Origin of the sequence: Acinetobacter sp. B51(2017) (genome assembly GCF_003711395.1) — a bacterium.
Lineage (GTDB): Bacteria > Pseudomonadota > Gammaproteobacteria > Pseudomonadales > Moraxellaceae > Acinetobacter.
On the sequence record NZ_PJRJ01000004.1, the window covers coordinates 38,292 to 50,489 of the forward strand.

The window sequence follows — 12,198 nt, forward strand, 5'->3', positions numbered from 1 at the left end:
CTAAAAAGCCTGCTTAGTCGGCAGGCTTATTGTGATGTTGACGAATCAGATAACGCATTTGTTTAACAATATAGAGCGCTAGTCCAATCACCACCAAAATACCACTACCCATGGTGATGTACGCCGCTGCACTAATACTCTCTGCAAAGGCTAAACTCGGACTGCATGCAGCCAATAGCACCCACATCATTGAAATACTCTGCGGCATTACACTCTCCTTCTGTGCCATGCTCATGACCTCATTTCGATCTTAAGACATCCACACATAAAAGCAAGTGCTTAAATTTTAGACTATAGTCCCAACTTACATGGCACAATGCGTGCTTAATCAAGCTGCGTCACAAACTGACTACGCTCGTTTAAACTGTCGCTAAATTCGGTGGCACCAAAGGCATTACTGCTTAAATTCAAGTCTTTATAGCTTAAAACATAGTAATCGCTATATTTCTTTAACATTAAAGGATGCATCCCCACCCCTAAAGGATCTTGCACTTTACACAGTTTCATAATGTGCCGATCATTCATAGTAATTAAATAAGGTTCATCATTAACCAAAATTCTCACCAAAGCATTATGTTGAGCATAAATAGGAATCAAGAACTTATGATTGAGGTCAATCGCATCGAAAGTATAGCTTTCGATATTTTGACTAATGACATTAAATACCAAAGCATGCCCAAAACTATCTAATAGATGATTTTGATTTTCTTGCGGTAAATTAAACTGAATGCCAAGCTTTTCTAAATCTTGCTGGCTGACTTGCTTATTGCTGAGTAACTCACGCACCAAACTTTGTTTGAGTTTGCTGTCAAAAAACTGCTGATCTAAAGCTAAGTGGTTGTTCTTTAGAATGCGCCCTAAAGCAAAACGGTGTCGTGGCAGTAAGTTTTCAATCACTTTACGATAATAAAATTTACTATTCTTTTTGACTTGACGCATTTTTTGATAGAAAAATTCTGCATCAAATTCGCGGGTTAAAAATTCATTGAGTAGCTCGGAACTGGCCAATACAGCAATCGCATCATGCCCTGTAAAGGGTAAATTGAGCGTATGCAGATTGGGCAACACTGCTTTTAATTTTTCATAATGACGACGATCTTCGACACAGTAAGGATCATAGACAATGATATATTCGCAGGTCGCCGACACATCTTCAGGATTTACGCGCATATTATGGTTATGTTCTTGATGAAAGAACATGTTATAGCGTGGATCATCCACATCATTAGGATCAATCGAATATTGCGGTACTAATGCGACAACTCGCTGGCACTGTAACATGTTGGAATATTTAATCGCGGCATAGCCACCCATCGAGCCTGCATAAGCAACCCGCTGTTTAAACTTGGCCAATAGCGGGGTAATTACCTCTAACATGGCATGCATCGACTGCTCTGGAAACCACGAACGCTCCTTCGGCATAATACCAATCACATTAAATTGATACTTAGCCAGTGATTTTTCGGCATTAATGTTATTGCCTTTGGCTCGGGTAATTAAATCACCAAACGAGAAGATGAGTTGCTCGGAACTGCCCGGCATCCAAATCACACGTATATGCTGATCTTCAAAAATAATCTGTTTTTCCATGTCTCAACCCAAAGCGTTAGGCGCTTATTTTTATTCCCAAGGTTACAATCCGCAAACCTACTTGTCAGCGCGATGAATAATGCTATTTTATAGATATCAAGCAGATTAAAAAGCACAAAATATGACACAATCATTGCATCCTGCCGCAGCACAAGGATTTAGTCTGGCAGCAGCGCTTTATGAAAATGTGCGACCGAGTTATCCCAATGCCATGACCACTTGGTTGTTACAAGAGCTGAATTTAAGCAGCCACAGCCATATTGTTGATTTAGGTGCGGGGACAGGTAAGTTTTTGCCGTATTTACAACCCATTAGTGCCCATATTAACGCAGTTGAACCGATTGCCGAAATGCTGGCGCAACTAGCAGATAACTTTCCAGACATTGCAACCTTTCAAACCAAAAGTGAACAATTGTCTTTTCCAGATCAAACTATGGACGCAGTGATTTGCGCGCAGTCTTTTCATTGGTTTGCCAATCCCACCGCCTTGGCAGAAATTTATCGGATTTTACATCCCCATGCAGCCTTGGGCTTAATTTGGAATCAACGTGATTGTCGGGTCAATTGGGTCAAAGCTTTAGCTGACTATATTGCCCCTTTGGAACGTGATACACCGCGTTATCACAATGAACAATGGAAAAAAGTCTTTGAAAATCAAAATCTATTTGATATTGTAAGTTTAAAAGTATTTCCACAGCAACATATTGGTACAGTCGAACAAGTCGTGTCTAAACGTTTGCTGTCAACCAGTTTTATTGCTGCCCTGCCTCAGGATGAGCAACAACACCTTAAGCAACAATTTGAAAAAATTGTCTTTGACTATACGGGGCTTCGACCACATGAGGAAATTTGCTTTCCTTATGAAACCTTTGCCTACCATTTTAAAAAATTGCCTTAAGTACAATAACGAGACGATGATGCATATTAGGTACCTTATTTTTCCTGTTTTACTCGGTACTGTAATCAGCCTAACCGCTTGTCAAGAACCATCAGAATCGCCTAAGGCGCAAGATAGTTTAATGCAAGAATTAATTACCCAACCTGTCAAGCGCTTTGCACTGACTGCCGATGATCTAGATGATCTCACCACCTTAACTGATTATGAACAGCGTTTTGCTGCCATGAGTGATGCCACCGAAGATGAACTGATTCAGATGCGCCAAGAGGGTAGCTTAAGCGAAGATTTTGCCTTATTGCGTAAACGTGACAATATTCAGTCTGCTCTGCTCATGCTCAAGGATTTAAATCTTAAGACCGAACAAGGTCGCTATATTCAAGGCATTATGTATAGCTATTGGGAACAGCAAAATCAACTTTATGCTAATAAAATCACAGGCAATAGCCAACTGACTCAACAGCAAATTCCGATGCAAGGCATTGGCGACTTTCTACATGCGCATGAACAACTAGAACATTGGCAAGCGCAATATAGTCAGCAAAATTAAGCCGTAGTGCCTTGCAAATAGGCGTGCACACCTTGCCCTGCGGCACGACCTGTCGCAAAGCAAGCCGTGAGTAAATAGCCACCTGTGGGTGCATCCCAATCTAGCATTTCGCCACAAGCAAATAAATAAGGCTGCTGCTGAAAAGCCAAATCGGAATTCAGCACTTCACGGCGTATTCCACCTGCGCAGCTAATGGCTTCTTCAATCGGGCGAAAACCGCTTAAGTTAAGCGTTAAGTGTTTAATGGCTGCCGCTAAAACTGGTGCATCATGCCATACTGCTTTGGGCACTAACTCACGGACTAAGTTGGCTTTGGCACTATCTAAACCGGCTTTACGCCATACATTGGTTAAAGACTGCTTTTTATTTGGGGCGAGCTTTTGTGCTAATTCCACAACGCTTAACTCAGGCATGAGATCTACACTGAGTTGCATTGCAGTGCTTTTTAACATGCTACGTAAAGCACGGCCTTGTTTATAAATCAAACCACTTTCTAAGCCATAATGACTAATCACAATATCGCCTGTGCTTTTTTCGCCATCCGCCACCCATGCCGCTACACGTTTTAATGGCTGCCCAAATACGGGCTGCATAAACTTTGACCATGGATATTCTACGCCGGCATTACTGGCTTGAAATGGCTCAATCTGCTCTGGCGCCAACCAACTTTGCCATGCACCATCACTACCAAGTTGTGACCAAGATACCCCCCCGCAAGCTAAAACAATCGCATCAAATTGCTCAACACGCGCTTGATCCTGTTTTAAATCCAACACAGTTAAGCGGTTGTGCTGCAATTTTTTAACTTGATGGCGATAAAAGAACTCGACCCCAGCCTCGTTCAGACGTTTTAGCCATGCGCGTAATAAAGGTGCAGCTTTCATTTCCAGCGGAAAAATCCGCCCCGATGAGCCCACATAAGATTGAATACCCAAACCCTGCATCCAATTTTGAATCCAGTTGGCATCCCATTGTCGAATCCAAGATGCCAGCCATTCAGCTTGATCATAGCGCGCAATAAACTGCGCCACATCTTCAGCATGTGAAATATTCAGACCTGTTTTACCGGCCATTAAAAATTTTCGTGCCGCAGAGGGTTTTTGCTCAAATACCTGAATCTGATAATCAAATTGACTCAGCACTTCTGCTGCCATTAAACCGGCAGGACCTGCACCAATAATTGCAATGCGCTTCATGGTTTATTCTGCAACCGCATTTTGCCCTTGCAATGGGGCAAAGTCGTCAAAACGTGTGGTGTAATCCGCAGGCTTAGTAATAATTAACTGCTGACATAATTCACCGCGCTCTAAATATTTCACTTCAAAATGGGTACGTGCCGAACTCGCAGCGATTTTTTCTTTGACAAATGGTAGCTGCCACACGTCAATCAATTGTTGCTGGGCCTCTTGAATATATTCTGGAATATTGCTGGCTAAGGTAATCTGACCACCCGGCTGTAAGCGCGACAATAAAAATTCAAAAAACGGCATATTCAGCCAACGCTGCGCAGGATTATGTGGCTCAGGATTTGGATACAAAATAAAGAATTGCTGCACTTGCTGCGGAAACAATGCATGCACCACCCAAGGCAACGCATCGGCATGTACAGGGGTTAAATTGCTTTGACCTTCAATTTGATGCTGCTTTTGCATCGCCAAAAACTTTTCACGCGTACGTTCAATAGCAATCAATTGCTGTTGGGGATGACTGGCACTAAACAATAAGGCATGCTTACCTTTACCCGCACCAATTTCAACACAAATTGGGCTGTTGCTAATCGCTTGAAAGTCACGGGGCGCGCGCATACGTTGGGCTTGAAATTGACGAATTGGCATAATCAGATCAAACTTAAAAAAATCTGCACAAGTCTATCAAGTGTGCTGGTTTTTGCCTAATCTATTGCTCATTTTCAGGAGAAACTTATGCCGACCACATTGCAATGCCCACGCTGCGCTGCTCAGACCACATGGCAAGATAATGATTTTCGTCCTTTTTGTTCAGAACGTTGCAAGATGATTGATTTAGGTGCTTGGGCAAATGAAGACTATAAACTCCCTACTCAAGATGCACCTGCAGCTTTAGGTGATCAAGATGAAAATCAATATTAATTACAAGTGTAACTAAGAAATATTTTGTTGTGATTTGTACTGGCATTTGTGTAGTGTTTGACCAATAATAACCGCGACCCGCAGCAACATCATTCTTTATAACGACAGGGGGATATAAAAATGACAGCGCTCACGCTAAAAATTATGGTCATATTCTTAGCCAGTTTCGGTTTATTTTTCTTAAGCATTGGCATCTATGCTTCAGATCTGATCTGTATACTAATTGGTGCTTTACTTGAATGTGCTGCCTTATTGGTACTACCCGAAATTAGACGCATTCATCGCCATCCATTTCGCTAAAAAAAGGCCAGTTTAACTGGCCTTTTTTCTATGCATCAACCCGCTTGACTGGCCACAAATGGGTTATGTTGTTTTTCATAACCAATAGTTGAAAGTGGGCCATGGCCTGAAATAAATTGTGTTTCATCTGGCAGACTAAAGCATTCACGTTGAATGGAGTCTAATAATTGCTGATGATTACCACGCGGAAAATCAGTACGTCCAATTGAACCTTTAAACAACACATCGCCTGTCCATAATAGACCGTAGTTTTGGTTATAGAACATCACATGCCCTGGAGTATGCCCTGGCGCAAAACGTACTTCAAATTTTTCTTCACCTAAAGTCAGCACTTCGCCCCCTTCTAACCACTGATCTACCGTGACTTTTTCAGGAATCGGGAAACCATAGCGTGCTGAAACTTCTTGGATTTGATCTAACCAAAATGCATCGTCTTTATGCGGGCCAATCACAGGTACATTCCAAAGTGCTTTGAGTTTACCTACTGCACCAGCATGGTCTAAATGGCCATGGGTTAACCACAGTGCTTTGACATTTAAACCAAGCTCTTCTACCACAGCTTGCAGTTTGTCGGGTTCACCACCTGCATCAATTAAAATGGCATCTTTGCTGTCTTTATCCCAAACAATCGAGCAATTTTGGGAAAATGCCGTCACCGGCACAATTTGAACTTGCAACATAGGCAATCCTCAAGGCGAAATAGCCAGTGTCTGGCGTAAGGCCTCAAGATTAGCTTGAAGCAATTGGCTTAGCAATTGTAAATGATCATCACGCTGATTGAGGGCTGGAATATAGGCATAATCTTGCCCACCTGCCGCCTTAAAGTTTTCGGCGTTTTCAATCGCCAATTCCTCTAAAGTTTCTAAACAGTCTGCCGAAAAAGCCGGACTCATAATGTGTACCGACTGAACGCCCTGCTCGGCCCACTCTTGTAATAAGGCATCGGTATAAGGTTTAACCCACTCTTGCTTACCAAAACGCGATTGGAAACTCACTGCCCACTCATCTGCGCTTAAGCCCAATTCTTTGGCCACTAGTTTGGCAGTGATACGGCAGCGATCAGCATAGGGGTCGCCTTTGTCGGCATAAGGCTGCGGAATACCGTGGAAAGACATCAACAGTTTTTCCGCTGTACCATACTCTGCTCTAAAGTCACGTACACTTTGTGCCAAGGCTTGGATATACAGTGGGTGCTGATAATAATCCCGGATAATATTAACACCTGGCAAATTGCGTTGCTTCAGCATCCATTTTGCCAATGCATCATAAAGTGGCGCAGTAGATGTTGCGGAATATTGCGGAAATAGCGGTAGTAAAATCACATGATCTTGTGGATCTTGGCTAAACTGCGTTAAAACCTGCTGAATCCCGGGATTACCATAGGTCATAGCAGGCACAATATTTAATTCAAATTCAGGAAATTGTGTGACTAATTGTTGTTGAAGCTGGGCAACTTGTTGCAACAAAATCTCTCGCATGGGCGAATCATCGCGCCATACGCTGGCATAAGCCTCTGCCACACGTTTAGGTCGAAATGGTAAAATAAATAGCCGTAAAATAATCTGCCAGAGGGGTTTAGGAATCTCGATGACACGTTGATCTGATAAAAACTGCGCTAAGAAACGTCTTACTGCAGCAACAGACGGTTCATCTGGCGTACCTAAATTGGCAACAATAATGCTCACTTTTGGCTTGTGTACAGACGTCATGACATGGGCACCCTTAGGAATGTGAGCCTACTTTAACAGCTTTTTAAGTGAGCTTTATATGGATTAATTCGAGGATTTTAATTGAGAAACACGATGACTATCCAGTAAGCGACTTTCTAATAACTTTTGTGCTTTAGGACTGATTTTCCACAATAAACGCTGGCGCTCATCTCGACTATAGGGGCTAATCCACTCGTTTTGACGCATCTGCGATTTGATATGATGTAGCGCGCGAATATTAATTTGCGCGCGTGCCACTGCATGTATTCGTGGCATCTGTACTCTCGCCTCATCCATCGCAGTTTCATTTAAATAATCATTTAAACGTTTACTAAAATATTCTTCTGGCATACTACGCGCAAAAGTTTCGCCCAACACCAACAGTAATTGAGCCCAAGTCATTTTACGCAGCAGTTTTAATTCTTTAAAATTACCATCTTGATAAGCATGAATCCGATATTCAAACTCAAAATCATCATGCATCGCCACTTTTTGCACATTCATGACGGGGTCTGCATCACGGCGCCCTTGATCGATTTCTAGTTTAGTCAGTTGATGTTTGAGTTTTTCAATTTCATCCAACAATTTTTGCGTGCCTTCAGGACGCACCCACCCCATCGCAGGATAACGCTCTAACATTTGTGGCATTTGCTGACGCAGTACCAGCTCTAGATCGCGTAAAGTCCGATAACTAAATACATGCTCATTTTCACTGATCAATTGCTGACGGAAATTATTAAACTTTTCAATTAAATCAGCTTTGCTTTCACGCAACTCAACAGCACGACTGTCTGGTGCTTCATGCAGAATCAAAATAATCGGTTTCTGTTTACTTTTAGCATATAAATATTCTAGATGTAGGTAACTGACCCCAGATACAGAGAGCTCGCCATATTGGCTACCCAACAATAACAATACATAGTCACTTTCATCGATTTGACGACGCGCAAAAGCAGTACTTAATGGGGTACGTTGTTCAAGCCCCCATGAGAAAAAGCCCATTCCAATTAAAATTTGGCTCAAATTAATGCGTTCAGGGCGCATGTCCGACCCCGAAGTTGCAATAAAAACTTGATAGCGCTTGTCCTGCATGCCTGCTCCCCGTGTCATGCTTATCGTTGTCATTGTTGTGTACTAATTCAAATTAACAAGAGTCCATGAAATGTCTGTTGTTATTAAACGCTGCAAAATCGGTTGTAATTGGTCGGCATTACCACCGCTTACATAACAGCGAATTCGTGGTGTTGCTGTGTACTGCTGTTCAGATAATAAGCTATTTTTTATCAAAATTCGTGCAGTTTGTCGCGCTACAGCCAAACCTGAATCAATTAAGCTTAACTGCTCGGCAAATAAATGCTCTATCGCAGGTTTTAAAAATGGATAATGAGTACAGCCCAAAACCAAATGATCTGCCCCTTGCACGAGCACCGGATCAAGCAATGCTTGTAAAGTACTTAAGCAAGCAGGGCTCATTTGTTGCCCTGCCTCAACAAAAGGCACTAAATCTAAGCAGGTCACTGGCAGTACTTGTACCTTAGCAGGTTCTGCAAAACGTGCTATGACATCTTTAATCAATTTACCGCGAAATGTGGCAGGCGTCGCAAGTACCGCAACTTTTTTTGTTTTTGTCTGTAAAACCGCGGGCTTAAGTGCAGGTACTAAACCAATAATTGGAAAATTTTCGCCATAATGTTCACGTAAATAATCCAAGCTAAAAGCAGAAGCAGTATTACAGGCTACCACCGCCACTTTACACCCTTGGCGATATAACCATTCAATGGCATGTGCGGTGAGTTCGCGAATCTCTTGATCAGAACGCGGGCCATACGGAACATGCGCTGTATCAGCAAAATAGACAATCTGTTCGTTTGGCAAATAACGGGCAATCTCTTGCGCCACCGACAATCCACCAATCCCTGAGTCAAAAATCCCAATCGGCGCAGTCGCCACTGCCTTTGGCATAGGATCAGTTAAAGGAGGTAGAGGATAGCGCGTACTCATAGCTATAATAATGCGAGAAATAATCAGATAAGCTTAAACCTCAACTTTGTAATTGCAAGCGTAAATCACCACTTTGTAGCTGTAAAATTGTAGTGCCGTCGGCATTTTCAACAAGCTCGCCCATTTCGATTAAATGAAAGAATGCCGCGCGACCAATCAAGGCATTAATGCCAAAGCGAACATGCACATAAGGACGCGCTTGACCTTGGTAATCACGCATAAAAAGCTGATGTGCTTGGTCAACAATAATTTCATCGTCATGATTACTGCGCAGTTGAATATAGGTTTTGCCAGCAATTTCAACTTGGCTGGCAGATTGAATCAACAAAGGTTCATCTTCAACTTGAATTTCAATCATCTCGACTGGGGTCTTTAAATAAAACTTATCCTGCTCTTTCCAAAGTACCCGAGCAAATAAATCCGTTAAGGCTTTACGCTTAATCAATTGACCTTCGTGCCACCATTCACCATTGGCTTTTACAATCAAATCCATTGATCCACAACGAGTTGGATGCCAAGTCTCTAGAGGTGGAATTGACTTTTCGTGACCCGCCTGTCCAGTTTTTGCATATTGTGCTATTGAATTTAAGTTTTTATTATCAGAGCTGACTGGATTTTGCGTCGGATGATTGGAATTATTTTGATTTTCCATAGTTAAATACCTGTCTGACGTAAAAATAATAGGATTCAGCCAATTGGCTAGAACTCGGTTTAAAACTATACTAACCCACAATCAAGGTATGATCATCATCATGCCAAAGTATTAAGCACACTCATGGCAGCGCCGCTGAAGGAAATCATCGGTTGCCACCCTTAAATAATATGAGGAGTCCTACATGGAACACATCGAACGTGAATCGATGGAGTTTGACGTAGTCATCGTTGGTGCAGGCCCTGCTGGCCTTTCTGCTGCGATCAAAATTCGTCAACTTGCAATTGAAAATAACCTAAACGATTTGTCCGTTTGTGTCGTGGAAAAGGGCTCCGAAGTCGGTGCACATATTTTATCAGGCGCGGTCTTAGAACCACGCGCCATGAATGAACTGTTCCCAGACTGGAAAGAACAAGGCGCACCGCTCAATGTTCCAGTAACAGAAGATAAAACTTATTTCTTACTTTCTGATGAAAAATCACAAGAAATGCCACATTGGATGGTGCCAAAAACCATGCACAATGATGGCAACTATGTCATTTCACTCGGTAACGTGGTGCGTTGGTTAAATACCAAAGCCGAAGAGTTAGAAGTATCGGTATTTCCAGGTTTTGCTGCCTCTGAAATTTTGTATCATGCAGATGGTACAGTAAAAGGTATTCAAACCAGCGACATGGGTATTGGTAAAGATGGCGAACCAACGCATAACTTTATGCCGGGTTACGAATTACATGCCAAATACACCTTATTTGCTGAAGGCTGCCGTGGTCATTTAGGTAAGCGTTTAATTTCGCAATTTAATTTAGACAAAGATGCTGATCCACAGCACTACGGTATTGGTATTAAAGAGCTGTGGGAAATTGACCCTGCTAAACATAAAGCCGGTACAGTGATGCACGGTGCAGGTTGGCCGTTAACTGAAACTGGTTCGTCAGGCGGTTGGTGGTTATACCACGCAGAAAACAACCAAGTGACTTTGGGTATGATTGTCGATCTTTCTTACCAAAACCCGCACATGTATCCATTTATGGAAATGCAGCGCTGGAAAACTCATCCTTTAATTAAGCAATTCCTAGAAGGTGGTAAGCGTATTTCTTATGGTGCGCGTGCGGTGGTTAAAGGGGGTCTAAACTCACTACCAAAGTTTACCTTCCCAGGTGGTTGTTTAATTGGTGATGACGCAGGTTTCTTAAACTTTGCCAAAATCAAAGGCTCACATACTGCCATGAAATCAGGCATGCTGTGTGGTGAAGCGGTCTTTGAAGCGATTGCTGCCGGTGTAGAAAAAGGCGGTGATTTAGCCATTGCCCGTGTAACAGAAGGCGAAGACTTCTTTATTAAAGAAGTAACAGCATATACCGACAAATTTAACAATAGCTGGCTGAAAGAAGAGTTACACAGTGCGCGTAACTTTGGCCCTGCAATGCATAAATTTGGCACATTTGGTGGCGGCGCATTTAACTTTATCGACCAAAACGTATTTAAAGTACCGTTTACTTTACATGACTTAGTGCCAGACTTTAGCGCACTGAAAACTGTCGATGCAGTAAACTTTAAGCCAAACTATCCAAAACCAGATGGCAAGCTGACCTTTGACCGTTTATCTTCTGTATTCGTATCCAATACGGTACACGAAGAGAATCAGCCAGCGCATTTAAAACTCACCGATGCCTCTATTCCTGTCAATGTGAACTTACCAAAATGGGATGAGCCTGCGCAGCGTTACTGCCCAGCTGGAGTTTATGAAGTGATGGACAATGACGACGGTTCTAAGCGCTTCCAAATTAACGCGGCCAACTGTGTACATTGTAAGACGTGTGATATTAAAGACCCATCACAAAACATTACTTGGGTAACGCCTGAGGGTGGCGGTGGTCCGAATTACCCTAACATGTAATGTTAGGGTAAGCTTGCGAAGCATTGCTTCTCATACCCGAATATGTAATTCGTATTGAGCAGACATCTACTCTGCGCATACAAAAAAATCCCTGCTGCGGCAGGGATTTTTTTGTAACTACAAAGCCGATTAGCCTTTTTGTACTAAATAATGAAATTCTTTATTGCCATTTTCATCTAAGCGTTCTTCTTGTAATAACAACTCATGCCCTAAATGCATACAAAACTTAGGAATATCCCAAGAGGTTGAGTTATCTGTAGCAAACACTTCAACGACATCGCCCGATTTAGATTTACGAATCGCTTGATGCAACATCATCACTGGTTCAGGACAACGCAAACCGCGGGTATTAAGTTGAATACTGGGAACAATATCGTTCATGCTGACGCTCAGAATAAAAAACCTGAATTATTTTAACATATCTCAGACAAAGTTAAATTCTGCCGCGCTTCAGGCATGTTTATACATAGACAAGCGTATTTTCTTCGGTATGATT

The 12,198-nt window shown here is 42.3% G+C and carries 15 protein-coding genes; 5 read left to right on the top strand and 10 right to left on the bottom strand.

Annotated features, from left to right (window positions below):
* Positions 1-13 precede the first annotated feature (13 nt).
* Positions 14-208 carry a hypothetical protein gene (locus tag CYK47_RS03070; RefSeq protein WP_122898817.1) on the bottom strand — a complete coding sequence of 65 codons (195 nt, stop codon included), beginning with the start codon at positions 206-208 and terminating at the stop codon, positions 14-16.
* A 116-nt stretch (positions 209-324) separates the two neighbouring features.
* Positions 325-1,590, bottom strand: coding sequence for a hypothetical protein (locus tag CYK47_RS03075; protein ID WP_122898819.1), 1,266 nt, complete (start codon positions 1,588-1,590; stop codon positions 325-327).
* Between the two features lie 121 nt (positions 1,591-1,711).
* Between CYK47_RS03075 and CYK47_RS03080 the strand changes: the two genes are divergently transcribed.
* Both CYK47_RS03080 and CYK47_RS03085 read left to right on the top strand, forming a co-directional pair.
* Positions 1,712-2,488 (top strand): class I SAM-dependent methyltransferase, encoded by a 777-nt coding sequence (locus CYK47_RS03080; protein WP_122898821.1) that lies wholly within the window; start codon positions 1,712-1,714, stop codon positions 2,486-2,488.
* 19 nt (positions 2,489-2,507) lie between these two features.
* A complete protein-coding gene (locus tag CYK47_RS03085) occupies positions 2,508-3,035 on the top strand; it encodes a hypothetical protein (protein WP_353653404.1) in 528 nt (175 codons plus the stop codon).
* Here the strand turns inward: CYK47_RS03085 and CYK47_RS03090 are convergent.
* Together CYK47_RS03090 and CYK47_RS03095 are read right to left on the bottom strand one after the other, a co-directional pair.
* The gene (locus CYK47_RS03090) at positions 3,032-4,231 is read right to left on the bottom strand and encodes a TIGR03862 family flavoprotein (protein ID WP_122898823.1); all 1,200 of its coding nucleotides are present in this window, start codon (positions 4,229-4,231) and stop codon (positions 3,032-3,034) included. The two genes, CYK47_RS03085 and CYK47_RS03090, sit on opposite strands and share 4 nt — an antisense overlap.
* A gap of 3 nt (positions 4,232-4,234) precedes the next feature.
* Positions 4,235-4,876, bottom strand: a complete 642-nt coding sequence (locus CYK47_RS03095) for a class I SAM-dependent methyltransferase (protein WP_171407290.1) — start codon at positions 4,874-4,876, stop codon at positions 4,235-4,237.
* Between the two features lie 81 nt (positions 4,877-4,957).
* Between CYK47_RS03095 and CYK47_RS03100 the strand changes: the two genes are divergently transcribed.
* Entirely contained in the window at positions 4,958-5,143 is a 186-nt protein-coding gene (locus CYK47_RS03100) for a DNA gyrase inhibitor YacG (RefSeq protein WP_122898827.1), read from the top strand.
* Between the two features lie 120 nt (positions 5,144-5,263).
* Positions 5,264-5,443 (top strand): hypothetical protein, encoded by a 180-nt coding sequence (locus tag CYK47_RS03105; RefSeq protein WP_122898829.1) that lies wholly within the window; start codon positions 5,264-5,266, stop codon positions 5,441-5,443.
* Between the two features lie 35 nt (positions 5,444-5,478).
* On the opposite strand, the gene CYK47_RS03110 is transcribed toward CYK47_RS03105, so the two are convergent.
* The 5 genes from CYK47_RS03110 to CYK47_RS03130 all read right to left on the bottom strand — a co-directional run bounded on the left by CYK47_RS03110 (position 5,479) and on the right by CYK47_RS03130 (position 9,805).
* Positions 5,479-6,123 (bottom strand): MBL fold metallo-hydrolase, encoded by a 645-nt coding sequence (locus CYK47_RS03110; protein WP_122898830.1) that lies wholly within the window; start codon positions 6,121-6,123, stop codon positions 5,479-5,481.
* Between the two features lie 9 nt (positions 6,124-6,132).
* Positions 6,133-7,152 carry a ferrochelatase gene (gene hemH / locus CYK47_RS03115; RefSeq protein WP_122898832.1) on the bottom strand — a complete coding sequence of 340 codons (1,020 nt, stop codon included), beginning with the start codon at positions 7,150-7,152 and terminating at the stop codon, positions 6,133-6,135.
* 63 nt (positions 7,153-7,215) lie between these two features.
* Positions 7,216-8,244 (bottom strand): DUF4062 domain-containing protein, encoded by a 1,029-nt coding sequence (locus CYK47_RS03120; protein WP_122898833.1) that lies wholly within the window; start codon positions 8,242-8,244, stop codon positions 7,216-7,218.
* 42 nt (positions 8,245-8,286) lie between these two features.
* The gene (gene murI / locus CYK47_RS03125; protein WP_122898835.1) at positions 8,287-9,153 is read right to left on the bottom strand and encodes a glutamate racemase; all 867 of its coding nucleotides are present in this window, start codon (positions 9,151-9,153) and stop codon (positions 8,287-8,289) included.
* Between the two features lie 40 nt (positions 9,154-9,193).
* A complete protein-coding gene (locus tag CYK47_RS03130; protein ID WP_122898837.1) occupies positions 9,194-9,805 on the bottom strand; it encodes a DUF1285 domain-containing protein in 612 nt (203 codons plus the stop codon).
* Between the two features lie 184 nt (positions 9,806-9,989).
* Between CYK47_RS03130 and CYK47_RS03135 the strand changes: the two genes are divergently transcribed.
* Positions 9,990-11,702, top strand: a complete 1,713-nt coding sequence (locus tag CYK47_RS03135) for an electron transfer flavoprotein-ubiquinone oxidoreductase (RefSeq protein WP_122898839.1) — start codon at positions 9,990-9,992, stop codon at positions 11,700-11,702.
* A 129-nt stretch (positions 11,703-11,831) separates the two neighbouring features.
* Here the strand turns inward: CYK47_RS03135 and tusA are convergent, their stop codons facing one another.
* A complete protein-coding gene (gene tusA, locus CYK47_RS03140) occupies positions 11,832-12,083 on the bottom strand; it encodes a sulfurtransferase TusA (protein ID WP_122898841.1) in 252 nt (83 codons plus the stop codon).
* Between the last annotated feature and the right edge of the window lie 115 nt (positions 12,084-12,198).